We start from the raw sequence: 24,390 nt of genomic DNA, 5'->3' as shown, positions 1-24,390 counted from the left end.
TGCGTTTTCCGGTATTTCGCGCGGGTCTTCCGTCCATTAGGCTATTTTCCCAGATTGGCGCACTCTTTGCGCATGAATGGAGAAATATGGGTAATTCGGTTTTCAATTGGCTTTCTGACTGGCTGGCGACAGAGCGCAACCAATACTTTGCGCTGCAGTTCAGCGGCTGGGCCGGCTATACGCTGCTGACCTTTATCGGCGGCTCTTTCTGGGTGGAGAATCACTGGCTCTACACCGGCTATATCGCCGTGGCAACGGCCTCCGGGGTTGCCATATCCGAGGCCATGCGCCGCGGTTTCCAGCGGCTGTGGGACAAGTCACCGGCGCATCGCTTACTGGGTACCCTCGGGGCCGTGATGGTGGCTGCGGTGCTGTGGGCGGCGATCAAGCTCGGTGGTTCGCTGTGGTTGTACGGCAAGGAAAGCGACAATCATCCGGTAGTACAGGCTATCTACTGGTTTTCATACTCGTTCCTTATCTATCTGACCTGGACGGCGCTCTATTACGGCATCAAGTATTACCAGGCGTCGCTGTTACAGCAGGAAAAAGCACTGAAGGCGGAGTCCATCGCTCACCAGTCCCAGCTCAAGATGCTGCGCTACCAGCTCAATCCGCACTTCCTGTTCAATACCCTGAACGCTATTTCCACCCTGATCCTGGATCAGGACGGCAAGACCGCCAACAGCATGGTCACGCACCTGTCCCAGTTCCTGCGTCACTCCCTGGACAACGATCCAATGCAGAAGGTGACACTGGCGAAAGAAGTGGAAGCGCTGATGCTGTACCTGGATATCGAGAAAGTGCGTTTCGCCGACCGCCTGCGGGTGAATGTGGATCTCGACGGCGATGCGACGCGGGCGTTGGTGCCGAGTTTACTGTTGCAACCGATCGTGGAAAATGCAATCAAATACGGTATATCCCAGCGGGAGTGGGGTGGTGAGATCACCATCAAGGCGCGGGTATTTGCCGGCGAGCTGCTCATTGAAATCAGCGATAATGGTCCCGGGGTATCCGAGGCGGTATTGGCGGGACTCGGCAGTGGCAGTGGTGTGGGTATACGCAACACCTGTGAGCGTCTGCGCGCCCTCTACGGCAATGAACAGAAAACGCGCTTCTGTAATCGCGCAGAGGGCGGCCTTGCGGTGCACCTGCGCATTCCCTTCGAACAGGATTAACCGGCACCGCGCGCAACACTAATCAGGGGAGTTATAAAAACCGTGAGTGACAACAATCTTAAAGTCATCATTGTTGACGACGAGCCTCTGGCCCGCCGCGGTTTGCGCCTGCGCCTGGAAAACCTGGCGGGCGTCGACGTACTGGCGGAGTGTGGCAATGGTCGTGAAGCGCGGGAGCAGATCCTGGCGCTGCAGCCGGATGTGGCTTTTCTCGATATTCAGATGCCGGGGGTGAGTGGACTTGAGTTGGTGCAGCTACTGCCGAAGGAGTCCATTCCACAGATCGTATTTGTAACCGCCTACGATCAGTACGCGGTGGAGGCCTTTGAAGTCAACGCCGTCGACTATGTACTGAAACCCATCGAGGAAGAGCGCTTGAACAAGGCGCTGCAGCGAGTGCGGGAAAAACTTGGCAGTGAGAATCTGGCCGCACAGCGCGAGCAGCTGCTGGAAGCGGTGGCGGATCTCACTCAGGAGACACCCCAGGCGCTGGAGCAAAAACTCGCGGCAGGGGAGTTCGGAAGCAGCCGCTACCCGGAGAAAATCGCGATCAAGGATGCGGGAAAAATTACCCTGGTACCGGCGCGGGATATCGACTGGATCGACGCTGCTGGTGACTACATGTGCGTACACGCCAGCGGCGAAACCCATGTAATGCGCATTACCATGAAAGAGCTGGAACAGCAGTTGGACCCGAAAGTATTTCAGCGTATTCACCGCTCCACCATCGTCAATCTCAAGCGGGTACGGGAGATCTGCGCGCATATTAATGGCGAATACCACCTTGTGCTGAATAATGGCGAGCGCCTGAAAATGAGCCGCAGTTATAAAAACAAAGTTCAGCACTTCATTTGAATTTAAGCCTCTAATACCGCGCCAGCCTATAACTCTCGACGCAACGGATTCAATTCGTCGAGAGTGCTTATGGCCAATCAGAATATCCCCATGTCGACCCGCCCGCTGTTAAAACTGCTGGCAGACAACTGGTGGGTTGCGCTGCTGCGGGGCTGCTTTGCGATCCTTTTCGGAGTCCTTACTTTCGTCTGGCCCGGTATCAGCCTGCTCAGCCTTATTATTTTGTTTGGCGCCTACTCACTGGTCGATGGCGTTATTGCGCTTTACGGTGCATTCAAAGGGCGCGGCTCGGTCACCGGTTCATCCATCTGGTGGTTGATCTTCGTGGGCATCACCGGCATTGCCGCGGGTATTGTTACCTTCATTTATCCGCAGGTGACGGCGTTGGTACTGGTCATCTTTATCGGTGCCTGGGCACTGGTGCGGGGGATATTTGAAATCATCGGTGCCATCCGCCTGCGCAAGGAAATCGATCACGAGTGGCTGCTGATTTTTGCCGGCGTGTTGTCGGTGATATTCGGACTGGTACTGCTGCTGAAACCTGGCGCCGGTGCGCTGGCGCTGTTATGGCTGATCGGCACGTACGCCATTCTGTTTGGCATTATTCTGGTGTGGTTGGCATTCCGCTTGCGCAAAGTGAAACACACAGGGCGCTAGTGTAGGGGCACCGATTGCGGGTGCGCTGTGAACCAAAAACGGCAGCCAAGGGCTGCCGTTTTTGGTTTAAAAGATATCTCGGGAAAATTTCTGCTACAGGCTTTCGACCAGAGCGCGTCCTTTTTCTTCCTGCGCCATACACAGATTGATACTCTCTTCGGTCTGTGCCAGTGCGCGTTCGTAGCCGGGTACCCGTTTTTTGTGTTCCCTGAACAGCGACTGTACCTGTTGCAGGGCGTTCTGGTCGCAGAAATGATTGGCAAAACGCGGCGTATTGCGTCGCCACTGCTCGGGGATTTTCTCCACTACCTGGGAGAAGTTCTGCTGTAGCCATTGCCAGTTCTGGGCCTGCACCGAAGGTACCGCCATTGCGTTCTGGATCAGGCCGAATGCTTCCCGAGCTCCCATGTTGTCGCTCAGTACCAGACTGTGGATGGTGCCCAGCTGTGCCGGATCTGCCACACGACCGAGGGCATCGGCGCTGGCGCTTTCAAATAGCGGATCGTCCAGCTCGCCGCGGGCTGCAATCAAGTGGTCCACAAAGGCTTTGCCGGAATCCTGTACCGCGACAGTGAGTGCGCTTTGATAAAGGTCTGAGTTGAGAGCCTGTGGATCCCGCGGTTGCTGGAACCCGGTAAAGCGTTCCGCCATTTCGCGCAATTGTTGGCGCGCTTGCGGATCCTTGCCATCCAGTGCCAGGAAACCCAGCAACTGGCTGTAGAGCAGCTTGCTGTCGTTGTCGCTGCTGTTAGCAAGTGCTTGCTGTTTTTTACCGTAGAGCGATTGCAGGAAGGACTGCCAGCGTCCGGCCTGCTGCGTGCTTATGTAGTGGTCGGAATATTTACTCAGGTACTCCAGCGGCGCGGCCACCACCTGGCGCTTGTCCGCCTCGGCTGAGAGACGGATAACCTGGGTGAGTATTTGCGGTTGCAGCGCGCCGGCTTCGAACGCGGCGAAAGCGCTGTCGATAACGGCGAGTTGTTCCACCGCTTGCAACTGGGCAAATTGCTGCAACAGTTGCTGCCAGTACTTCTCTTGCAGGTTGAAGCGGTAATAACCCGCACCGTTGGCGTTGGGCATTACCCAGGTCGGGCACTCGCCACCGGAAATATCCAGAGTCTCTTCCTGCGCGGTCACGATCTTGCACTGCTCCACGCCGGAGCTGGCGCGCACGCAGAAAGGAATACTCCAGGTTTGCCCGCTGTCATTGATTGGCGAGCCGAGGGGTTTGTAACGCTGTTGTTTGACCAGCAATCTGGCATGGTCTTTGGTGCTGCAATCGACGGTAAGATCCAGCAGGGGCACACCTTTTTGCTCCACAAAGGAGCGAAAGGTTTCGGTCAGCCGTGGACTGTTGGTCTCTTCACCAATGACTTTGTAGAAGTCCGGAGAGTCCGCGACACCATCGGCAAAGGTCTCGATATAGCGCCCCAGTGCAGGACGGAAAGTGTCTGCGCCGAAGTACTCATCCACCATGTGGATAACGCCCAGGCTCTTGGCGTAGGTGATGGCGTCGTAGGCGTTGCGGATATCGTTGTTGTCGTCGATGGGCTCGCGAATTGCACGGGTGCTGGCGAGGGAATCCAGCTTCATGGCGCTGATGGCGCGCACCGCCGCGTTGAGGTCGTGGCCACCTTCGGGCTCCATGATGGTGAGTGCCAGTGGGGTGCCCCAGGTGGCGAAGCCTTCTTTCAGCCACAGGTCATCCCACCAGGGCGGGGTGACCAGGTTGCCGAACCACATATGGGCGATCTCGTGGGCGTGAACCCCGAGCAGCGCCAGTCGCAGCCCCGGTGCCGGTTCATCGCCCTCGACCAGAATGCGCTGTTCGCGGTAGGTGATGGCGGCGGAAAGTTCCGTAGCGCCACTGGGCCACTGGGGCGCGGCAATGATATCGAGTTTCTTGAACGGGTAGGGGCGCTGCAGCTGCTCCTCAAAAATGCGCAACATCTCCGGTGTCACATCAAGGATGTATTTCAGGTCCTTGCCGCGGCCCTTGCGGGCAAAGCCACGCAGGGGCAGTTCCTGTTTACGGTATTTGTTCGCTGGTATTGCGGCTCGCTCAACCACGTCGAAGGGGCCTACCGCCAGGGACAGCAGATACGTAGACATGGGGCGGGTCTGCGCAAAGGTCACCTTTTCCATACCGTTGCCGGCATCACTGCGGTTCAGCTCCGGTGCATTGCTGATGGCGACATAGCCCCGGGGGATGGTGAGGCTGATGTCGTAGGTCGCTTTGAGCCCGGGCTCATCGAAGCTCGGCAGGAAGCGCCGAGCCTGAATGGACTCGGATTTGGCCAGTGCATAGGCCTCCCCCTGCTCTTCCACCTTGAACAGGCCGGCGAGGTTTTTATCGAAGGGGGCACTGTAATTGATGCGCAGGGTAACCTCTCCCGCGTCAACACCGCCGGGCAGGTCTACCCGCACCACGCCACTCTCCAATACCTGCTGATACTGGGCCTCAATGATCTTCTTCTCAGTCTTTTGCTCTGCGGACTTCTGCTTGTCGCCGTCGCTGGTGACGAGGGCCTGGATATCCTCCACCTCAATATGGTTGCCGTGCATCCAGAGATGGTCGCTGGGGTTGTCCAGCTCTATGTCAATTTCCACCTGTCCGTGGAATCTGTCCTCGCGTGGGTCGAGGGTCAGGTCGAGGCGGTAGGCTTTGGGGCGTACGCCGTCCGGCAGTTTGCCGGCAGGAGCCTGTGGCTCCTGCCGTTTGACCGAGTCCGTCAGTGCTGTGTCACTGGCGGCAGGTCTGTCCGCGGTTTGTTTGGGGGTGTTTTGGTTCCCGGTGTCGCAGCCGGTAAAGAGCAAAAGACCGGCCAGCAGGGGGGGCAGGGCAAGCAGGGGAAAATGTCGCATATCGGTTGGATTGGAAAACTCTGACTCAATCGTTTTTCAATTGTAGCGGTTCGGGTATACGGGGCAGGAGTGCAATGGGACGGGGCGGTCGGCAAAGACGATAGATTGATTAAGGCGCCGAATAATTGTCCGGCATGCTTGTTGGAAATGGTTGTTAGAAATGGTTGATAGACCTAGGTGTCTGGGCGTACGCCGGGATCTGACGGTACACGGTGTAGCGGGGAGGTGGTGGGTGACCGAGGGGTCTTTATTCTCAGAGTGAATTACGGGTTCCCGTTTAATGTTGTTCTTTTTTTAACCAGTAAAAACCTGTAATGTGCTTATTCGCGCAGCGCTGGTTAAAAAGCAGACAGCTGCCAACTTTGCGAAAGACCGGGTGGCCAGAATATGTTTTCACGATTCATCGCTTCCATAGCCATATTTTCCAGTGCATTGCTGTTTGCTGGCACTGCCATGGCCGGCAATATCGCCAAAGACACCTGGTACCAGATCGACAGTACCAACTTCCACATTATCACCAACGGTGATGCGCAGGCGGTGCGCACGCTGGCCCGGGACCTGGAGCGCTACCGTGCAGTGGCGCTCGACCTGCTGGGGGCCCGGGATGACGGCGCCAAACTCACTATTTATGCCGCTGCCGACCGCGACAGCTACGCGGGTCTGGTGGGGGACGATCTTTCCGAGCTGACCAATGGGCTGTTTGATACCACCGCAGAGGGCAGTTATGCACTGGTAAACCTGGACGGCCGCACCGGTGAGCGCCAGCTGGAAGCGCGGGAGTTCCTGTTTCACGAATACACCCACTTCCTGAGCTACAACGGCACCACCACCCACTACCCCTACTGGTACAGCGAGGGCTTTGCCGAGTTCATGTCGACCATGACATTCGGGCCCGACAACACCTACCAGATTGGCGCTATCCCCGGTGAGCGCGCCATGACCCTGCTGTACACCAGTCAGATGCCGCTGCAGGAGCTGTTGCGCGCCACCGTCTACAACACACCCGATGAGGAGAAGGGGCGTGTTTATGCCAGTGGCTGGATGCTGGCACACTGGATCATCATGGAGAGCGGCAAGGCCAAGGCATTCAAGCAGTTTGTGAAGGACTACAACAACGGCGCTGACCCGGTGAAAGCCCTGAGTAAGAACCTGGGTATGTCGATCAAGGAGATCGAGCGTCACTACAATGCCCAATTTGAAAGTGGCCGGTTCGACCTCGCCCGCGGCCAGGTACCGGCGACCTTCAAGCCCGCGAACCCGAAGGTCAAGGTCATGAGCGGTCAGCAGACCGTGGTGGAGCTGGCGCGCTTTCTGGTGAAGTCCGGTTATAACGCCCAGGGTCTCGAGGACCTGGTGCGATACGCGCAACGGGAAAAACTCTACGCCCCCGAGCTTACCGCGGTGCGCGCCGATGCCGCCACCCGGGCCGGCGACTACGACGGAGCCGCCCGCCTGCTCGCCCAGGTTGCACCTACACAGCACAAAGAGTTCTGGTTTCAGAACGCCCAGGCGTGGTTGTGGCTCAACCGGGAAATTGGCTCCATGGGGAGTGACCGCAGCAAAACCATGCTGAAGGAAGCGCGCAACAAGTTTGTAAACCTGGTCAACAATCAGTCCGATCAGGCCATGAACTGGTATGGCCTCGCCATCACCATGCAGATGCTGGGTTATCCCAAGGCCCAATATGTTGAAATGCTCGAGCAGGCGTACCTGCGTGCCCCCCGGGAAGTGCACATTGCCCAGTGGATGGCGCGGGAGCTGTACGAGAAAAAAGACGCGGACTATTTTGCCGAAGTGGCGCAGCCCCTACTGCTGGAATTGACCAGCGAGGCTGAATACAACCAGATGAAAACCATGCTGGCGGAACTCAAGCCGCAGGTCGCCGAGCAGTCCATCAAGCAGGGCAAAGCGCTGGTGAAAGATAACAAGGCTGCGGCTGCTGCAAATACAAAGAAAAAAGCATCGCCCTAAGAGCAGCGCTGCAGCCTGAGTGATGAGTTTTCCAGGGGAGCCAGGCTCCCCTTTTTAATACCATTCAATAGCCGCACTACAGCTGATAGAGCTCCAGCGGCAACCCGTCGGGATCGCTGAAAAAGGTAAAGCGCTTGCCGGTGTATTCATCGACGCGCACCGCTTCCACCGCGATTCCCTGAGCCTCCAAACGGGCCTTGCACTGGTCCACCGAATCTACCGCAAATGCCAGGTGTCTCAGTCCCTGGGCTTCAGGGTAACTGGGGCGCGCCGGCGCACCGGGAAAAGAAAACAATTCCAACTGTCCGCCGTCGGGTAACTGCATGTCCAGTTTCCAGGAATTCCGCTGCGCGCGGTAATTCTCCGCGATTGGTCTTAGGCCGAGGATGTTTACATAGAAATGTTTCGCGCGCGCATAATCGGAGCAGATGATGGCGGCGTGGTGGATGGACTTGAGCATGGTATCTGCGTGTATCACGTGTCTCAAGGTGAAGTCTCTGGCGAGGATTCTGACGAGGAACTTGAAGAGGAGCTTGAAGAGGAGTTTGACCCGGGCTCCAAAGTGCGAATAACCCTCGCCGGATTGCCCGCGAGTACGACGTTGTCACCAAAGCTTTTGGTCACCACCGCACCGGACGCCACCACCACATTATTGCCGAGTGTCACCCCGGGATTGATGACGGCCATGCCGCCAATCCAGCCGTTGTCACCGATGGTGATGGGCTTGGCATATTCCAGCCCGCTGCATCGCTCGCGCGGATCCAGCGGGTGTGTTGCCGTATAGATCCCTACCTGTGGTGCCAGCATACAATTATCCCCGAACCGCACCTCCGCAACGTCGAGAATCACACAGCCAAAATTGGCGAAAAAATTTTCGCCCACATGAATGTTCTCGCCGTAATCGCAATGGAACGGGGATTCGATCTGGATTTGCTCACCGGTACTGCCGAACAACTCGCGGATCAGATGGTCGCGGTGCAGCCTGTGTTGTTGGCTGGTGTTATTCAGTTCTTCCGATATTCTCCGCGCCCGCTGTCGCATTTCCGCGAGCTGCGTGTCTGCCGGGTTATACATCTCGCCGGCAAGCATTTTCTGCTTTTCATTCATGATGATCTCGTTTCTTCGTTGTCAGCCTGGGGGGCGCACCTACTGTTGACGTAAACTTCTGTTGGTTCAGGGGTTGTTGTGCTGGATGATTGCCTGGGCCATGGCGGCTTCCCCTTCTGCATGCAGGGCATCCACCACCTGTAAGCGATCCTGCTGCGGACGGTTTTGGCTCAGTTTGTAGGTCCCCTGAATTTCGGAAATCTCTATTTCCACACCAACGATGGCCCGCAGCAATTTGGGAGAGTAGTCCGGTTGCCAGGGAGCATCGACGCCGGATTCATATTTTTCCGACAAGCTGTCTACCATTGTCTTCAGGCGCTGCTCGTCAGTGAATGATCGCGCAATACCATGCACATGCACTGCCTGGTAGTTCCATGTAGGTACCCCGGGTTTGGTATACCAGCGAGGCGAAATATAGGCGTGGGGTCCGTTGAAGATCACCAGCACCGGGTGGCCGTCGATGGCGTCCAGTTGATCGTTCTGTCGTGCGAGATGGCACATCAGGCGGTGGCCACCCTCGTCGAGAAGGAATGGCAAATGGCTGGCTTGCAATTGGCTCTGGTGATTGGAAATCAGCGCGCCGAATCCATTGTTGTGGATAAACTGCAAAAGCTCCTGCCGGTCGCTAACGGCAAAGTGATTGGGCGTGTACATCAGGTCTCCGAGCGTGTGCGTACATAGCTGGGGGATTCGTATTGGCTGTAGTCAACCTCTGCGAATATCCAGGATGCGGGGGGCTGTTGTTTGCGTTCGGCGAGCGTTTTTCCGAATATCTCCAGATGTATCCTTTCCATCAGTTGGGCCAAATCCGCCTTGCTGCTTAGCCCCAAAAATATTCCCGCTTGCATAAACCCCTCAAGACGATGCCGCTCTATGGCGGGTATCGGGTACCCACTTTGGGACGCTTTGAATAGCAGGGCAAGGCGACGTTCGACTTCGTTGAGGAAGAGAGTTTGATCCATTCACTTTTCCGGTTGGCGGTTAAGATTGGGCGCAAAGGTTGACGGCGGGTGACATCGCTTGGGTTTAATTTCGTCACCGGGCGCAAAAAATAACCTATATGTAACTATATTTGCAGTACGCCATTCTACCTGAAAGAAACCCCGCAATGACCTACGAAACCTCCCTGGCCACGGTAGTTGCCGGTTGCCCGCTGAGTTCCTGCCTGTACAACGCCTCCGGCCCGTTGTGCACCACCGCCGCGGAACTGGATGCCGTGGGAAGCAGCGAAGCCGGTGCCATTCTCAGTAAAAGTGCCACCCTGGAAAAGCGCCAGGGCAACCCTTCACCGCGTTATTTTGAAACGACCTGGGGCAGTATCAACAGCATGGGGTTGCCGAATGAGGGATACCGCTACTATCTGGACTATGCCAAACGCGCCGCCACATTCAACAAACCCTATTTCATCTCGGTTTCCGGGCTGGGGTTCGAGGACAATGTGGCGATTATCCGCGCGCTGTCGGGGCAGGAACATGTCAGTGCCATAGAGCTCAATCTCTCCTGTCCGAATGTCCCCGGTAAGCCACAGACAGGGTATGACTTTGAGCAGAGCCGGGTGCTGTTGGAAATGATCTTCGAGCATGTGACCACGCCACTGGGGGTAAAACTGCCGCCGTACTTCGATCTGCCCCATTTTGAAATGATGGCCGCCGTACTGCGCGATTTTCCCATCGCTTTTGTAACCTGTATCAACAGTATCGGCAACGGCCTGGTGATTGATACGGATCAGGAGTCGGTAGTCATCAAACCCAAGTCAGGTTTCGGCGGTATCGGTGGGGATTTTATCAAGCCGACGGCGCTGGCGAATGTGCGCAAGTTCTACACCCTGCTCGACAAGGATGTCGCCATCATCGGCTGCGGCGGGATAAAAAGTGGTATGGACGTATTCGAGCATATTCTCTGTGGTGCCAGTGCGGTTCAGGTCGGCACCCAGTTGATGCGCGAGGGGGTTGGGTGTTTTGCGCGTATTGCCGCAGAGCTGCGGGAAATTATGGGGGGCAAAGGCTACAGAGATATTGATAGCTTTAAAGGTAAATTGAAGACCCTGGAATAAGTACGGACGAATCGCCCTACAAGGGTAATACGCGGGGGGTAATGTCTGGCTCATTCGGCCAGACAGTGCGAGAATCAATTGCCCCTGGTTCGCTTGTCTCTATTTTTATGAATAACGAACCGTGGCGCATCCAAAAGCTGGTACTGGCCGTATAAATCCGGCGAATAATAACTGACCTGTAAGAATGGGGAGAAAGAAAATGAGAAAATTACTGTTGTCGTTCACATTTATGCTATTGGCGGCGCCGGTTTTGGCCCTCCAGCCTGGGGATGAAGCGCCCGCATTTACACTCGCAGCCTCCGACGGCAAGAGCTACAGCCTGAGTGACTTTAACGGCAAGCAGGCCGTAGTCATTGCGTGGTATCCAAAGGCATTCACCAAGGGTTGTACCATTGAATGTAAATCCCTGGCGGAAAACGGCCATTTGATTCGTGCGTACGATGTTGCCTATTTTATGGCGAGCACCGATGAGGTGGAAGACAACACCAAGTTCGCAGCCGAACAGAAGGCGGACTTTCCGTTGCTCAGCGATCCTACCGGTGAGGTGGCCAAAGCCTACGGCGTAAAAATGCCGGTGCTGAATATGGCCAAACGGGTCACTATTTATATCGGTAAGGATGGCAAGGTGCTGAAAGTCGATAGCGACATCAAACCTGCCACCAGTGCGGAAGATATGGCAAAGACGCTGGAAGAACTCGGTATCGCCAAAAAGTCCTGATATTTTTTCCACAAATAACACCCCGTTTCAAGAAAAGAAAATAAAAAAAGGCCGCAGGGCGGCCGAACACTTGGGGGTGTATCTCAACTACGCGGATACTGGTTTGAGGCCTGTATCCGCAATTATTTTGTTGTCACCAGGTTCAGGCCGTCGAGCTCCGGAATCACCTGATGTAATTGGGCCTCGATAGTATCCAGCTGGTGCAGCTGTTCACACAGTCTTTCCGCTCTGGCTTCCAGCAAGTCTGCTTTCTTTTCTATGGCCTTTTCCGCTGCCTCGGTTGCGGCTTCTGCCTGTGTTTCTATGCTCTTGCCGCCGGTAAATACCGCTTTCATTGCATGCCAGGCAATTCTTCCCGCGGATTTTTTTGCCAGTGCCTCTATTTTTGGTTCCAGCTCCATTTCCAGATGTTCTTCCAGTGTGCCGCCCATCCAGGAACCACCCAGGGTGTAGACGTTGGGAGAATTGTGGGCGATGAATTTTTCCCGCAATTGCAAGGATTCCTGCAGAAACTCCTGTGTGTCCGGATCTTCCGGCCCCGCCAGGGCGGCGAGCGCAATAGCGACGCCACTTAGGGCAACATCCATCGCCTCCAGTGAAATGGCATTCACTTCACGTCCGGCGCTGTGCAGCGCTGCGTGGTATCTCCGCATCAATTCCTGTTGTTCTGGTTGAAGAATGACACCGGCGTCTCCCACTGCCAGTTGATCCGGCGCGCGATAGGCGAGCAACAGGTTGTTGCCGGCTTCGTCGTAAGTCTCGATGAAATCAGGGCCAACGGTGACCTGTTGGTGCAGCTCTATGGCGCAGTGGTCGCCGTTTTTCGAATGCAGGTTGATATCCGTTGCCAGGGCAATCGGAGCCAGTGTGGTGGCAATCAGGGCGGCGGTGAGCGTGCCAAAACGAATCATGTGTGTATTCCATTCATGGGCATATGCGGATAAGACGGGGTCGCTCTCAACTTTGGATGCAAGGGGTGAAATAAAAATTTAGTTCTGGTCTGGCATACATATTGCTGAAGTTCCAATAACAACGATTAGTTCGAGGCTGCAAATTCTGCAGCCCGGTCTGCACCGAAAAAGTACCCACGATTGTCGATGTTTGACCTGTCTGCGCACCGTCCGTGTGCGTGGCGTGGGCAGCTTTTGCCTTAAAAAAATAACGGTTATGGCATTTGATAAAGCAGGAGAAAGGGGTCGTTTATGAAACGTAAGTCTCTGAGTTGTGCAGTAATAGCAATCGTCGCCGGTAGCGCGGTAACACCCATGCAGCCGATACTGGCGGAAGAGCTCGAGGAGGTGGCGGTAACCGGCGTGCGCGGCAAGCCACGCTCTGTTTCCGACTCCCCGGTGCCAGTGGATGTGTTTAATAGCGAGGCGCTGGAATCAGTATCCTACACCGATACCAACGATGTACTGAAAACCCTGGTGCCATCTTATAGCCTGGGGCGGCAGCCAATCAGCGATGGCGGCACCTTTATCCGCCCTGCGCAATTGCGGGGCATGCCCACCGATAAAACGCTGGTCCTGGTAAACTCCAAGCGTCGTCACCGCGCGGCACTGGTGGAGATTGGTGGATCCGGTACCCAGGGCCCGGATATTGCCACCATCCCGAGTTCAGCGCTTAAATCGGTAGAAGTGCTGCGCGACGGTGCAGCGGCACAGTATGGTTCCGATGCCATCGCCGGGGTGATGAACTTTATTCTGAAGGATAATGCCGAGGGTGGATCCTTTGGTGTGCGCGCCGGGGAATACAGTGAGGGCGATGGCTTTCAGACTACCGCGATTGGCAATATTGGTATGCCCCTTGGAAGCGACGGCTTCCTGAGTATTTCCGGTGAGATGTCCAAGTCTGATTTCACTTCTCGCGGAGAGCAGTATTGCGAATCCTATTTCTGTCTCGACAAAAACAACCCGATCTACGATAGCACGGCCGGTTACGCGGCTTACACTGAAGACCCCGACTTCATGGAGGCGACGAAAAATGCCTCCCTGGAAGGGGATGTCGTGCAGCCCTGGGGTCAGCCGAATGCCGAATCTGCGCGCATGTTTTTTAATGCGGGCTACGATCTTGGCGGCGGCAAGGAACTGTATGCTTTTGGTAACTATTCGGAAAGCGAGTCCGATGGCAGCTTTTATTATCGCTTCCCGGGCAATGGCACCATCATGGATCTGCGCGAGGAGGATGGTTCTATTTACAGTCCTCTGGAGAAATTCCCTGGCGGTTTTACCCCGCGCTTTTTCGGTGAAATTACCGACTACTCTCTTGCGACCGGCCTGAAAGGCGAGATGAACTCGGGACTGGTATACGATTTCAGTGCCCGCTACGGCTTATCTGAAGTCGACTACACCCTGAAAAACACCATCAACCCTTCCATGGGCCCTGATAGTCCGACCTCCTTTAAACCCGGGAGTCTGGCGAACGAAGAAATCCAGATTCAGGCCGATTTTTCCAAAGAGCTGATGGTAGGCCTGAACAGCCCGCTGGTGGCTGCCTTTGGTGTCAGCTATATGGATGAATCCTACGAGCTCACCGGAGGTGACCCGGATTCCTACGCGGCTGGTCCTTATGCGACCAAGGATCCCTGGGGATTCTGTGATAGCGGTGCGGCTACCGCTGCCGGCCAGGCCGTGATGGATGCGGGGCAGGATCTGGACTGTGCGGATCTAAGCGACCCGGTATATACCGTAGTGGGGGTTGGCTCCAATGGGTTCCCCGGTTATTCACCGGAGTACAGCGGCAGCTACTCCCGTGACTCTTACGCGGTATACGGTGACCTGAGCACGGACCTCACTGATCGACTGTTTGTACAGGGCGCGGTGCGCTTCGAGGACTATTCGGACTTTGACTCCGAACTGGTGGGTAAGTTGGCCATGCAGTTTGACCTGACCGAAAATATCGGCCTGCGTTCTTCCATTGGTACCGGCTTCCGCGCACCGACCCCGGGGCAGCAGGGGACGACGAACGTGTCCACACGACTGCCGGACGGTGTACCGGTGGCGACCGGTCTGTTCCCCGCCAGTAGCCCCGTTGCCCAGGCACTGGGCGCAAAAGCACTCAAGCCGGAAACCTCGACCAACTTTGCCTTTGGTTTCACCGCGGATTTCGACAAGCTGAACCTCACCGTCGACTTCTATCGCATTGATGTGGACGACCGCACTTATTCAATTTCTGAACTGCCCGTCTCTACGGACAGTGGCAGTGGTTCTGCCTACGAAAACTACCTGGCGCTGGTAGCCGCCGGTGTCGTCGGCGCGGAATCTATTGGTGCTGTAAACTACTTTACCAATGCATTTGATACTCGCACCGAGGGTGTCGACGTCGTAGCGACCTATCCGCTGGAGTGGGCCGATGCGGGAATCACCAATCTCACCGCTTCTCTTAACTACAACAAATCGGAATTTACTTCCGACCCAAGTGAATATCTGAACGAAGAAGATCAGCACGATTTCGAAAATTTTGATCCGAAACTTCGTGGCGCATTTACAGCAATGCATGCAATGGGTCCGCTTTCACTGATGGCGCGAGCCAACTGGTATGGCACTTCAGAGAACTTCAATGGAGGCCTGATCCAGAAGTACAGCTCGGTGGTGCAGGTGGATCTGGAGGGTAAATATCACTTTACCGAATCCACGTCCGCCAGCCTGGGCGGCCGCAACGTGTTTGATGAGTATCCCGATAAGGACAAGATTGGCGATTACTGCTGTGGCGCCATCTATCCGCCCGGCTCTATGGTGGACTGGCAGGGCGCCTTCTACTACATGAGCCTGAATCACAATTTCTGATAGACATCTTGTCTTCTACAATCGTTGATCCCCGCTTTGCGGGGATTTTTTTTTGGCCGCTTGCCGTGTATTTGGCAAATGCGGCAAGTCTGGTAAGTGGAGTGCAGCCACTGTCTGAGAGGTAAGGCGGAGAGGTAGGGGAATTTAATGGTCTGATATCACGCTCTCTCAACGTAGGCATGGGTGTTATTGTGAAACGGACGGATACACAACTTTTCGTAAGGGACATTGGTGCCAGCACACAAGAAAATCCAGATATAAAAAAGGCCAGCGAATGCTGGCCAGTAGAGCGAATCTAATTCTCGGGATTACCGATCAGCTCATGCGATGCAGAACCTTGGGCAGCGCCGAAGTGTACTGCTTAACATCTTCCAGGTAACCCATGCTGACGCGGGACCAGTTGGTGTAATCGCGATAGATACCGCGGATCAGAACCCCTTCTTTTTCCATTTCTGCGCGGAAGGTTTCGGCATTCAGGTCGCCCAGGTTGACGAACATGAAATTGGTCACCGATGGCAGCGCGGTCAGACCGTTTTCTTTCACTGCGGCGGAGACCATCTCCCGCGCCTCTTTTACCTTGTTGCGGCAGTAGTCCATAAACTGGTGATCTTCGTAGCTGGCAATGGCAGCGGCGAGACCGGCCTGGTTCAGCCCGTACCAGCCGAGTCCAAAGCGCTCCATTTCTGCGATTTTTTCCGGCTGTGCGATCAGGTAACCCACGCGCATACCGGCGAGACCATAGATTTTGGAGAAGGTGCGGGCAACGATAATATCGTGACCTTCCTTGATCAGCGGAATCACCGTATTGGCATCGCTGTTGTCGGTCAGTTCGTTGTAGGCTTCATCCGCCAGTACGGTGCATTTTTTCGCGGCTTTCACGCAGAAATTGCGCATCGCAATCGGGTCAATCAGCATACCGGTGGGATTGTTCGGGTTGGTCACCTGAACCATGGAAATGGAATCGTCGATGGCGGCATACATGGCGTCAAGGTCGATGGCCAGGGACTCCAGCTTGGGCAGGCGTTTGATCTCACCGAGGTTCTGAATTTCAACGACCCGGGAAGTGGTGTCCCAGAACAGGTCCGGTCCGAGAATATTTCCTTTGCGGCCGGCGACGATCGCTGCTGCAGCCAGGCCCGCACTGGAGCCGGAACCGAGGGTAACGTGATCCGGCGTCAGGCCGTGACGCTCCGCGATCATGGTTTTCAGGCGCATGACGCTGTCGAATACGTAGTAAGCCCCCTTCTGGCTCGCTTCCATCATGGCTTTGAGCGCGGCAGGGCTGGGGCCGTAGGGGTTTTCGTTGGCGTTGAGTTTCGCGATACCGGGGGGCGGGCCGTAGAGTGGCACTGGCCGGTTGATTTCTTTGGCGGAAACTTTGGCGACGCCAGCCATCGAAGCCGCTGAAATGGCAGCGGTGGCGCCCTGTAGGAATAACCTTCTGCTTAGTGATTTATGCATTATTGTGTTCTCCTCATGGTGTCGTTTTAGTAGATAGAGAAAAAATTCACATCAGGCCTTGGCGAACATGGCCGCGGATACCGCTATCAGGTACAGGCCAAACAAACGCTTGAGGTGCAGTTCGTTCAGGCTGTGGGCCCATCGTGCACCGATGGGCGCGGAGATGATCGAAAAGGCGGAAATCGCGATCAGTGCAGGGATATTGATGTAACCGATGGAGCCCATGGGCAGATTTGGTGCGCCCAGACCCATGATCAGGAAGCCAATGGCGCCAGGCAGGCCGATCAGAAAGCCGATTCCGGATGCGGTTGCCACCGCTTGGTGCGCGGGACGGTTACACAGCACCATCGTCATCACTGTGATGGTGCCTCCGCCAATTCCCAGCAGGGAGGAAAAGCCACCGAGGAAGCTTGCCAACCCTGCCCGGGCAATACCGGTGGGCATTTCCAGTTTGCCTTTGAGACCGTCAAACAGATTGGGAAACAGGAAATAGATGGAGTAGAGCAGAACACCGGTGGCAAAAACGTATACCAGGCTTTTACTCTCGGTAAAGGAGGCGACATATAGGCCGGCGAAAACCCCCAGTACTATCCAGATCGACCAGTCCCGCAATACCTTGAAGTCCACTGCCCCGCGTTTGTTATGGGCCTGTACCGAACGCGCCGAGGAAATGACGATAGACGCCAGGGAGGTGCCAACGGCCACACGCATCATCTCGTCCGATGCGCTGTGTAAAAACGGGAATACCGCCAGCAGCGCCGGCACAACAACAAATCCGCCACCGTTGCCAAACAATCCTGCGGTTATTCCCGCAATCAGCCCAGCTGCACACAGCAACAGAATAAACAGCGAGATTTCTTCAATGCTCATTGGTAACCCCCGATTTACTTCGATGAACAAGACCAGAAAAGCATTAACCGTGCCAACGACCAGATAGAGTGCTGCGATAGAGGTAAAGAGAGTTATTGGCGCGTTTAAACGAATTTGGCGTTATTGGCGGGTTTACTGCGATCTGGCAGGTGATAACCTTCACTTCGATAAAAATTCAACACACTGAATTCCGGGGGGATTTATGTTCAGAAGGCTGATATTGGCCGTTGCGGTCCTGCTCAGTATTACCGTCCAGGCGGAAACCATAAGTGGCGTTACCGCAGGTATGGACAGACAGCAGGGGCTGTTTGATTTTTACTGGGACAAGCAACAGGGGCGGATACTGCTGGAGATAAACCAGTTTGATCGCGAGCTACTGCTGCTGACCGGGCTGGCCCAGGGACTGGGATCCAATCCGGTGGGGCTGGACCGCAACCAGGTGGGCGACAGCCGGCTGGTCAAGTTTGAACGGGTGGGTAACAAGGTGCTGCTGCATCAGGTCAACCTGAAGTATCGCGCGCTGTCTGACAACCCGGCGGAACGTCGCGCCGTCTCTGAAGCCTTCGCCACATCGGTGCTCTGGGGATCTACGGTGCTGGCGGAGGAAGGTGATGCCGTTTTGGTGGACTTCACCCCGTTTGTGTTGAGCGACCAGCACGGTATTGCCCAGCAGCTCAAGCAGCGCAAACAGGGTAGTTTCAGTATCGATGACAGCAAGTCGGTGGTCTACCTGCCGCGTACCAAGAGCTTTCCGCAGAATACCGAGTTTGAGGCGCAGCTGACATTCGCCGGCAGCGAGCCCGGGGAGTATGTCCGAGAGGTGGTGCCCACCCCGGGCCTGGTGACTCTGCGCCAGCATATTTCACTGGTGGAATTGCCGGATGACGACTATCTGCCGCGGGATTTCCACAGCAACAGCGGCTACTTCGCGCTGAAGTATTACGACTATGCCACCGCGATCGACCAGCCCAGGGAGCAGCGTCGGATCTACCGTCACCGCCTGCAGAAAAAGCCGGGCAGTAATGAGGTCGTGGAACCGATTGTGTATTACGTGGATCCCGGGGTGCCCGAGCCGGTGCGCAGCGCACTGATCGAAGGTGCCAGCTGGTGGAACCAGGCTTTTGAGGCGGCGGGATTTGAAAACGCGTTTCAGGTCCAACTACTGCCGGAAGGGGCTGATCCGCTGGATATTCGCTATAACGTGATCAATTGGGCACACCGCTCCACACGCGGGTGGTCCTACGGTCAGGTCATCGAAGATCCGCGCACCGGTGAGATCCTCAAGGGCAGTGTTACTCTTGGCTCCCTGCGGGTACGTCAGGATTTTCTGATCGCCCAGGGCCTGTTGCAGCCCTATGGCGACAGCGAGGTGGGCACCGAGCATATCAAGGCCATGGCACTGGCGCGTATTCGTCAGCTCTCCGCCCACGAAGTGGGGCACACCCTGGGACTCGCCCACAACTTTATTGCCAGCACCGAAGACCGCGCTTCGGTAATGGATTACCCGGCACCGCTGGTTACCCTGGGGGATGGCGAACTGCAATTGCAGGAGGCCTATGACACCGGCATCGGTGAGTGGGACAAGCTGGCGATCCGCTACGGCTACGGTATTGCCGAAGGCGATGAGGCAAGTTATCTGGCTGCGGTGATCGAAGATGCCAGCAAACAGCAGCTGCGTTTTATTACCGATGCGGATTCCCGCGGTGTAAACAACGCTCACGCCGGATCGCACCTGTGGGATAACGGCGCCGATGTGCTGGAAGAGTTTTCCCGTATGTCTGAGCTGCGCCGCTATGCACTGGATAATTTCAGTGCTGCGGCCAATCGTCCCGGTGATGCGCGCTCGTCACTGGATGAAACCCTGGTGCCGGTGTATTACGGTTATCGCTATCAGGCGGAAGCCGTGGGCAAGTTGATCGGCGGGCTGGATTACCAGTACCTGTATAACGACGCCGGCCCCGAGAGCTATGCCCTGGTGGATGCGGACAAACAGCAGCAGGCCATCGATGCGCTGACAGAGACCCTGAAGCCGGAATTCCTGACCTTGTCGGAAAAAATTCTGCGGCTGCTTCCGCCGAAATCCTACGGATACCAGCGCAGCAACGAGAGCTTTCCGGCCTATACCGGCGTTGCCTTCGATGGCATCGCCATGGCCGAGGCCGCCGCTGGCCACAGCTATTCCATCCTGCTTGATCCCGAGCGCGCCGCCCGCTTGCAGGAGCAACAGGTGCGTCGCGGCATGGGCCCCGGTTTCAATACTCTGCTGGCACAGCTCACCGAGCAGGCGCTGGCGCGGGATGAATATCAGGGTTTGCAGGCCGCTATCCACCAGCGGGTGAATCACGTGTACGTGCATCAGCTGATGCTGTTGGCGAGCAACAACAGTGCCGCGGAGTCCGCCCGCGCCCGCGCTAATTTCGAGCTGGTAAAATTCCAGCACGCCATCGGCGAAATGCGGCTTTTTGGCGACGACCCCCAGGGGTACAACGCCCACTATTTCTATGAGGCCAACCGCATTGCGGCGTTTATGAATGGCGACCTGAAAGTGGAACCCGGAGATATCAAACCGATGCCGCCGGGATCGCCGATCTGACGGGACATTGCCGGTAAAAAAGCCGCGTTAAATGAACGCGGCTTTTTTTGTTTGAGTTTGGCGGGCCGCGGCTCTGGATGCCATACCGGCACCTGAACCATTTTTTTCAGCTGTTGCGCCGGCCGCTTCATCGACTATGCAATTGCGTCCAAGCGCCTTGGCTTGATAAAGCAGACTATCGGCTTTGGCAATTGCCTGATCAATCGCATCGGGATCCTGTGAAACACTAACCAATCCGAAACTGGCCGTCATGCGGAAGTGCCATTGCTTTCCTGAGACCGTCGTGGTTTCGATTGCATCTTTCAATTGCAGAAGACGTTTCCGGGCAATATCCAGATTAGGCGCTCTGAATAGCAGTGTGAACTCCTCCCCGCCCATACGAGCGGCGATAGAGTCCTGAGGAAGTTTGTCTGCAATTACCGCTGAAATACGTCGGAGGGCTATATCTCCGGCGATATGGCCATAGCGGTCATTAATTTTTTTGAAGTAATCGATATCGGTTATGGTCAGGTAGACTCGATTGTCTGCACGTAAATTACGTTGAATATAGAGCTCGGCAGCTTCAAAAAAGCCACGGCGGTTCAATAAACCGGTCAGCTGGTCTGTGGTCGCGAGGCGCCGCATTCTCGTTGACAGGTCATCCGCGATCAGGAGGACTGTAAATAAACCTATTCCACTGTAGGCTGCGGGCATTGCCATAAAATTGACCTGGCTATAGAGATTCAACCAGTACTCATCTCTTTCCGCGCCTTGCATGAGCCCGAAAAAAGCGGTGGTTATTTGGGTGGCCGCATAAATGGCAAATATGATCGCAGTCGCTTTTTCCGCGGGACGGGAAAATTTACTGTTGTGGTACAGGGCGTGGATACATAGGGTTGACATAACTACGCTCGATAGCGGAGTCAGGGCGACGCGTAAGCCCATATGGTGATTCACCAGGGTGAAATATCCGATAGATACTTCCACCAACAGGAGATACCCCAGTATTGAACGGGGCAGCGGGTTCAAACCTGCGCGATTCCGATATCCGGAAATGGCAAGGCCCTGAACAATTAGTGAGGTGGCGTTGACGAGCATCCAGTATATTTCTGGATTGGGCATCCAGTCTTTTGTGGCATTCATCAGCATGTTGACAATGGATACACCGTAAAGGATCGACCACAGGATGGTGTGTAATTTGCGTTCGATGGTGATCCATGCAATCAAAAATATACTGCAGAGCATGGCGCTGGTTAAAAGCATGGTAATGTAAATGTAATGCAGTGCCGTCATGGAGGATCGCTTATATTTATCTTGAACCTTTTCCTATCGACAGAAAAAGGTTATCCGCGAATAAACTGTGACTTTCTTATCCAGTGTTTGCCGCGGTAATTACGGGTGGGGGCTGAGCTGGTTTTGGCCCAGAAATAATTCCGGTTGAACTGGAACTCAACGTCGTAACTTTCGGCGAGCGCCGCAAGGGGCATCGCTTGCCAGCCGGACTGGCGGCGCTTGCTGGTGGCTTCCAGTAAATATTCGGTGTTGTTCACGATGGCCACCACCCAGGCGTGGCCTTGGCCTTTATGAGTGCCGAGTGCTACCCGCGCATCGACGCCTAAATTGATGAGCCAGTCTGCCAGCAGGATGGCGTGGTCTTCGCAGTCGCCGCGTTTCTGGTAATAGGACTGACGGGAAGTTTGCCAGATATCTGCGAGGCCGGAATATTGTAAGTGGTCGTACTGGTATTCCTTGCGGATTGCCAGGGTATAAAGGGGAATCCACAGTTCCCGGGTTTCAAACGGCTGGAAACCTACCAGATAACTATTGGCAAAATGATGCAGGCTATCGAGTCCGCGTGCCGAGGCCGTAACATTTTCCAGACCCTGCCAGTTCCAGATGGAAATGTAGCCGCTTTCCATATCGGATCGCTTTCCCACCGCCTGCTGCACCATGGCTTCTGTAAGGGGCGAGTGGCTGCCGGTCACCAGTACCGTTCCGCGCTGGTTGTCCGGCTTTTCCGAGGTATTTCCCTCGCGGTCTGTAAAGTGTAGTTGCCCCACCAATTCGCTTTCGCGTAGCGAGGCATTCCGTTGCTGGATCAGTTCCGGCAGCATCATCAGCATGCCCAGAAGTATTCCGGCGAATAGCAGGCGCATGGAAAATTTGCCTCAGCCTTTCAAACCGAAGGAAATAATCATTGCGACAAACACCAGAATGGTGGAGGCAAATATCGCTACAGCGATATTACCCTTCTTGAGTTCCTGCTGAATGTCTACTTGTTTCAGCAATTTTTTATCGATAATCAGCAGCGCGACCATGCCCACAAATATGGCCAGTACTGTGTAGATAAGGTTAATACCGAGATTGAACAGAGTGGCGGTCAGAAATTCGGATTGCACGTTTTTTGTCCAGCGTAAGACTTTAAGTGCCCAATTAGAGCATAAAGGAGGTCACTTTTCCGCATTTTGGAAAAAGCTGATATTGACAAAACCAGGTCGAAGGATGGGGTCGGATTAGCTCGCCGCGATTGAAAAAATTATTGGGAATTTTGTTGGGGACCGCTTTCGGCCGTGAGTAGACTTTGTCACACGTTGGAAGAGGAGGAGCTTTCCATGCGTTACTTACTACCAGTCGTACTGTTCTGTTCACTCTCTGGTGTCGCCCTTGCGGACCAACCGATGACCCAGCTTCCCGCGGGTGCTTCGGAAGTTCAGATCATGGGGAAAACCTACTGGCACAGCGGTGATAACTTCTATCAGTTCAATGAAAACACCGGCCAGTTCTATCAGGTTCCTCAACCCACTGTGCAGGCGCATAAGGACCGTGTATCACAGGCACATATGTACCAGCGCAGCCAGACCCTGCCGGCTACCAATTTGAGCAGTGATCAGATAGAAGGTTGCCGCAACGCAGCGGCGGATAAATCCAATGCTGTGCCCAACCGCGGTAGTGATGTCTATATCAGCGAATACAACAGCTGCGTCAGAGATCTTCAGCAGTAATTATTCACTGATCTGAAAGAGATAAAAAAGGTTTGCCGGTGTCCCGGTAAACCTTTTTTGTTGCTCACAATCTTCGGATTGGCACCAAATCGGGTGTCAGATCTGAGTGAGATCAGGGGTAACGCGGTCGCAGGCCATCGCCATAAATGCCGCGCCGGTTTAACCGTTCAGGGAGAACGGGATACTGCAGCGGGTAGACACGGCGATATATAGCACGATATGTAGCTTGGCTTTGTCGATCACCGTGGCGCAAACGAAAGCCAGTCGATCTCGCCGCGGGCGGCGAGAAAAAATTCCCCGGTGACGAAGATGCGGTTGCTGGTAACGATGCCCGGTTTTGTGACGTTAAAGTAGTGCTTGAGCATAGCAGTAACCGAATCGCAATCCCACTTGGAGTGGCTAAGGTCGTATGTCCTTTGGGATATCGTTGTAAAAAGAAGCTGGTTAATGTCGATATATTTTGCCGAGCCTAAATCCTAATCCAGTGCAATTGTCGACTGATATTGTCTTCAATAAGCGCCGCGAATCGTTTCGATACCGGGTTCGATCGCTCGCCGCCAAGCCTGTGCCGTGGAATCGTCGAAGTTGGGATCGTACTGCCGCAGGGTCGCCAGCAACGCGTCCAGCCACAGGCCGTACCACTCGGGGCGGATATTGAAGCCGGTGCGCGAGTGACTTTTCCCCAGCGCCTGCAGTTTGGTGTCCGGCATGCCGCGGGCGTGGAGTACCAGCTGCATGATGCCATTGCGCAGCAAGTGGCGCTGAGCCGGCATATTGGTGTCCACGAACAGAGCTCTTATTTCTGCGGAGCTACCCATAAATCGGTCGTAGAAGTCGATAAAGAAGCTCTCGTTATTACAGCAGCGCCCGTAGCTTTGAAATACCAGGTCGCTATCGGCATTCCCCATTTATCAACTCCTTTCTGGATAACTAGGATCACTCTGTCGATATGGATGTTCAGCAGCCAGTGCTCTGAATAGCCATTTTTCAAGCGGCAGCGATTGTAGATGTGACGTCGGGGACAAAATTGATCCAGATCAATTTGGCAGCGTCCGGAAATCCGGGGCATCCAAAATATGCGTTGTTGGTAAGTGCTACCTCACTCCGGATGGCTGATTTTTATTGTGCGAGTTAAATGAATAATTTCTTTTCGCGTGGAAAATCTGCAAGACATTCGCGCACTCGAGACAAAACAGGCATCTATCGCCTGACGAAAAACGTTAAAAATCCCTAATCCTATTTCGCCCAATATGGCCCGAAAGGGCTATTTAGGCGCCATCCCTATTCTGTTAACGTCGT

The 24,390-nt window shown here is 55.0% G+C and carries 22 protein-coding genes; 9 read left to right on the top strand and 13 right to left on the bottom strand.

Going from position 1 to position 24,390, the window contains the following annotated elements:
- Positions 1-86: 86 nt before the first annotated feature.
- From PVT68_RS09690 to PVT68_RS09680, 3 genes are all read left to right on the top strand, one after another.
- A complete protein-coding gene (locus PVT68_RS09690) occupies positions 87-1,175 on the top strand; it encodes a sensor histidine kinase (protein WP_280317539.1) in 1,089 nt (362 codons plus the stop codon).
- A 42-nt stretch (positions 1,176-1,217) separates the two neighbouring features.
- Entirely contained in the window at positions 1,218-2,030 is an 813-nt protein-coding gene (locus tag PVT68_RS09685) for a LytR/AlgR family response regulator transcription factor (RefSeq protein WP_280317537.1), read from the top strand.
- A 69-nt stretch (positions 2,031-2,099) separates the two neighbouring features.
- A complete protein-coding gene (locus PVT68_RS09680) occupies positions 2,100-2,687 on the top strand; it encodes an HdeD family acid-resistance protein (protein ID WP_280317535.1) in 588 nt (195 codons plus the stop codon).
- 93 nt (positions 2,688-2,780) lie between these two features.
- Here the strand turns inward: PVT68_RS09680 and PVT68_RS09675 are convergent, their stop codons facing one another.
- Complete coding sequence (locus tag PVT68_RS09675) at positions 2,781-5,552, bottom strand: M1 family metallopeptidase (protein ID WP_280317533.1); 2,772 nt, start codon at positions 5,550-5,552, stop codon at positions 2,781-2,783.
- A gap of 387 nt (positions 5,553-5,939) precedes the next feature.
- Here PVT68_RS09675 and PVT68_RS09670 point away from each other — a divergent pair, with 387 nt between their 5' ends.
- On the top strand, positions 5,940-7,523 hold the full coding sequence (locus tag PVT68_RS09670) for a hypothetical protein (RefSeq protein ID WP_280317532.1): 1,584 nt from the start codon (positions 5,940-5,942) through the stop codon (positions 7,521-7,523).
- A gap of 76 nt (positions 7,524-7,599) precedes the next feature.
- Here PVT68_RS09670 and gloA2 read toward each other — a convergent pair whose 3' ends face one another.
- From gloA2 to PVT68_RS09650, 4 genes are all read right to left on the bottom strand, one after another.
- Positions 7,600-7,983, bottom strand: a complete 384-nt coding sequence (gene gloA2, locus PVT68_RS09665) for an SMU1112c/YaeR family gloxylase I-like metalloprotein (RefSeq protein WP_280317530.1) — start codon at positions 7,981-7,983, stop codon at positions 7,600-7,602.
- Between the two features lie 23 nt (positions 7,984-8,006).
- Positions 8,007-8,630, bottom strand: a complete 624-nt coding sequence (locus PVT68_RS09660) for a sugar O-acetyltransferase (RefSeq protein WP_280317528.1) — start codon at positions 8,628-8,630, stop codon at positions 8,007-8,009.
- A gap of 66 nt (positions 8,631-8,696) precedes the next feature.
- The gene (locus PVT68_RS09655) at positions 8,697-9,284 is read right to left on the bottom strand and encodes an FMN-binding negative transcriptional regulator (RefSeq protein WP_280317526.1); all 588 of its coding nucleotides are present in this window, start codon (positions 9,282-9,284) and stop codon (positions 8,697-8,699) included.
- A complete protein-coding gene (locus PVT68_RS09650) occupies positions 9,284-9,592 on the bottom strand; it encodes a hypothetical protein (protein WP_280317524.1) in 309 nt (102 codons plus the stop codon). Before PVT68_RS09650 ends, PVT68_RS09655 begins: the two co-directional genes overlap by 1 nt.
- A 146-nt stretch (positions 9,593-9,738) precedes the next feature.
- Here PVT68_RS09650 and PVT68_RS09645 point away from each other — a divergent pair, with 146 nt between their 5' ends.
- Entirely contained in the window at positions 9,739-10,683 is a 945-nt protein-coding gene (locus PVT68_RS09645) for a dihydroorotate oxidase (RefSeq protein WP_280317522.1), read from the top strand.
- A 199-nt stretch (positions 10,684-10,882) separates the two neighbouring features.
- Positions 10,883-11,401 carry a peroxiredoxin gene (locus PVT68_RS09640; RefSeq protein ID WP_280317521.1) on the top strand — a complete coding sequence of 173 codons (519 nt, stop codon included), beginning with the start codon at positions 10,883-10,885 and terminating at the stop codon, positions 11,399-11,401.
- A 122-nt stretch (positions 11,402-11,523) separates the two neighbouring features.
- Here the strand turns inward: PVT68_RS09640 and PVT68_RS09635 are convergent, their stop codons facing one another.
- The gene (locus tag PVT68_RS09635) at positions 11,524-12,312 is read right to left on the bottom strand and encodes a DUF2884 family protein (RefSeq protein WP_280317520.1); all 789 of its coding nucleotides are present in this window, start codon (positions 12,310-12,312) and stop codon (positions 11,524-11,526) included.
- 291 nt (positions 12,313-12,603) lie between these two features.
- Between PVT68_RS09635 and PVT68_RS09630 the strand changes: the two genes are divergently transcribed.
- Complete coding sequence (locus PVT68_RS09630; RefSeq protein ID WP_280317519.1) at positions 12,604-15,186, top strand: TonB-dependent receptor plug domain-containing protein; 2,583 nt, start codon at positions 12,604-12,606, stop codon at positions 15,184-15,186.
- Between the two features lie 315 nt (positions 15,187-15,501).
- Here PVT68_RS09630 and PVT68_RS09625 read toward each other — a convergent pair whose 3' ends face one another.
- Positions 15,502-16,647, bottom strand: coding sequence for a pyridoxal phosphate-dependent aminotransferase (locus PVT68_RS09625; protein ID WP_280317518.1), 1,146 nt, complete (start codon positions 16,645-16,647; stop codon positions 15,502-15,504).
- A 51-nt stretch (positions 16,648-16,698) separates the two neighbouring features.
- Positions 16,699-17,517 carry a sulfite exporter TauE/SafE family protein gene (locus tag PVT68_RS09620; protein ID WP_280317517.1) on the bottom strand — a complete coding sequence of 273 codons (819 nt, stop codon included), beginning with the start codon at positions 17,515-17,517 and terminating at the stop codon, positions 16,699-16,701.
- A gap of 202 nt (positions 17,518-17,719) precedes the next feature.
- Here PVT68_RS09620 and PVT68_RS09615 point away from each other — a divergent pair, with 202 nt between their 5' ends.
- The gene (locus tag PVT68_RS09615) at positions 17,720-20,110 is read left to right on the top strand and encodes a zinc-dependent metalloprotease (RefSeq protein ID WP_280317516.1); all 2,391 of its coding nucleotides are present in this window, start codon (positions 17,720-17,722) and stop codon (positions 20,108-20,110) included.
- 27 nt (positions 20,111-20,137) lie between these two features.
- Here PVT68_RS09615 and PVT68_RS09610 read toward each other — a convergent pair whose 3' ends face one another.
- From PVT68_RS09610 to PVT68_RS09600, 3 genes are read right to left on the bottom strand one after another with little or no spacing between them, the layout of a single operon-like run.
- Positions 20,138-21,382, bottom strand: coding sequence for a GGDEF domain-containing protein (locus PVT68_RS09610; protein ID WP_280317514.1), 1,245 nt, complete (start codon positions 21,380-21,382; stop codon positions 20,138-20,140).
- A gap of 50 nt (positions 21,383-21,432) precedes the next feature.
- Positions 21,433-22,245 (bottom strand): transglutaminase domain-containing protein, encoded by an 813-nt coding sequence (locus PVT68_RS09605; protein WP_280317513.1) that lies wholly within the window; start codon positions 22,243-22,245, stop codon positions 21,433-21,435.
- 12 nt (positions 22,246-22,257) lie between these two features.
- Positions 22,258-22,488, bottom strand: coding sequence for a DUF350 domain-containing protein (locus tag PVT68_RS09600; protein WP_280317511.1), 231 nt, complete (start codon positions 22,486-22,488; stop codon positions 22,258-22,260).
- Between the two features lie 213 nt (positions 22,489-22,701).
- Between PVT68_RS09600 and PVT68_RS09595 the strand changes: the two genes are divergently transcribed.
- Positions 22,702-23,091 carry a hypothetical protein gene (locus PVT68_RS09595; protein ID WP_280317509.1) on the top strand — a complete coding sequence of 130 codons (390 nt, stop codon included), beginning with the start codon at positions 22,702-22,704 and terminating at the stop codon, positions 23,089-23,091.
- A 239-nt stretch (positions 23,092-23,330) separates the two neighbouring features.
- Here PVT68_RS09595 and PVT68_RS09590 read toward each other — a convergent pair whose 3' ends face one another.
- Both PVT68_RS09590 and PVT68_RS09585 read right to left on the bottom strand, forming a co-directional pair.
- The gene (locus PVT68_RS09590) at positions 23,331-23,456 is read right to left on the bottom strand and encodes a hypothetical protein (RefSeq protein WP_280317508.1); all 126 of its coding nucleotides are present in this window, start codon (positions 23,454-23,456) and stop codon (positions 23,331-23,333) included.
- A gap of 144 nt (positions 23,457-23,600) precedes the next feature.
- Positions 23,601-23,999 carry a globin gene (locus PVT68_RS09585; protein ID WP_280317507.1) on the bottom strand — a complete coding sequence of 133 codons (399 nt, stop codon included), beginning with the start codon at positions 23,997-23,999 and terminating at the stop codon, positions 23,601-23,603.
- Positions 24,000-24,390: the final 391 nt, after the last annotated feature.

The organism is Microbulbifer bruguierae, assembly GCF_029869925.1.
In the GTDB taxonomy this organism is placed as follows: Bacteria; Pseudomonadota; Gammaproteobacteria; order Pseudomonadales; family Cellvibrionaceae; genus Microbulbifer; species Microbulbifer bruguierae.
The sequence above is the reverse complement of the archived record's forward strand: the minus strand, read 5'-3'. Positions and strand labels throughout refer to the sequence as shown.

Coding starts and splice junctions, on each gene's coding strand:
- PVT68_RS09640 (WP_280317521.1), top strand. CDS start 10,883: ATGAGAAAATTACTGTTGTCGTTCACATTTATGCTATTGGCGGCGCCG.
- PVT68_RS09650 (WP_280317524.1), bottom strand. CDS start 9,592: ATGGATCAAACTCTCTTCCTCAACGAAGTCGAACGTCGCCTTGCCCTG.
- PVT68_RS09615 (WP_280317516.1), top strand. CDS start 17,720: ATGTTCAGAAGGCTGATATTGGCCGTTGCGGTCCTGCTCAGTATTACC.
- PVT68_RS09630 (WP_280317519.1), top strand. CDS start 12,604: ATGAAACGTAAGTCTCTGAGTTGTGCAGTAATAGCAATCGTCGCCGGT.
- PVT68_RS09590 (WP_280317508.1), bottom strand. CDS start 23,456: ATGCTCAAGCACTACTTTAACGTCACAAAACCGGGCATCGTTACCAGC.
- PVT68_RS09660 (WP_280317528.1), bottom strand. CDS start 8,630: ATGAATGAAAAGCAGAAAATGCTTGCCGGCGAGATGTATAACCCGGCA.
- PVT68_RS09605 (WP_280317513.1), bottom strand. CDS start 22,245: ATGCGCCTGCTATTCGCCGGAATACTTCTGGGCATGCTGATGATGCTG.
- PVT68_RS09635 (WP_280317520.1), bottom strand. CDS start 12,312: ATGATTCGTTTTGGCACGCTCACCGCCGCCCTGATTGCCACCACACTG.
- PVT68_RS09585 (WP_280317507.1), bottom strand. CDS start 23,999: ATGGGGAATGCCGATAGCGACCTGGTATTTCAAAGCTACGGGCGCTGC.
- PVT68_RS09680 (WP_280317535.1), top strand. CDS start 2,100: ATGGCCAATCAGAATATCCCCATGTCGACCCGCCCGCTGTTAAAACTG.
- PVT68_RS09670 (WP_280317532.1), top strand. CDS start 5,940: ATGTTTTCACGATTCATCGCTTCCATAGCCATATTTTCCAGTGCATTG.
- PVT68_RS09645 (WP_280317522.1), top strand. CDS start 9,739: ATGACCTACGAAACCTCCCTGGCCACGGTAGTTGCCGGTTGCCCGCTG.
- PVT68_RS09625 (WP_280317518.1), bottom strand. CDS start 16,647: ATGCATAAATCACTAAGCAGAAGGTTATTCCTACAGGGCGCCACCGCT.
- PVT68_RS09610 (WP_280317514.1), bottom strand. CDS start 21,382: ATGACGGCACTGCATTACATTTACATTACCATGCTTTTAACCAGCGCC.
- PVT68_RS09655 (WP_280317526.1), bottom strand. CDS start 9,284: ATGTACACGCCCAATCACTTTGCCGTTAGCGACCGGCAGGAGCTTTTG.
- PVT68_RS09690 (WP_280317539.1), top strand. CDS start 87: ATGGGTAATTCGGTTTTCAATTGGCTTTCTGACTGGCTGGCGACAGAG.
- gloA2 (WP_280317530.1), bottom strand. CDS start 7,983: ATGCTCAAGTCCATCCACCACGCCGCCATCATCTGCTCCGATTATGCG.
- PVT68_RS09675 (WP_280317533.1), bottom strand. CDS start 5,552: ATGCGACATTTTCCCCTGCTTGCCCTGCCCCCCCTGCTGGCCGGTCTT.
- PVT68_RS09595 (WP_280317509.1), top strand. CDS start 22,702: ATGCGTTACTTACTACCAGTCGTACTGTTCTGTTCACTCTCTGGTGTC.
- PVT68_RS09620 (WP_280317517.1), bottom strand. CDS start 17,517: ATGAGCATTGAAGAAATCTCGCTGTTTATTCTGTTGCTGTGTGCAGCT.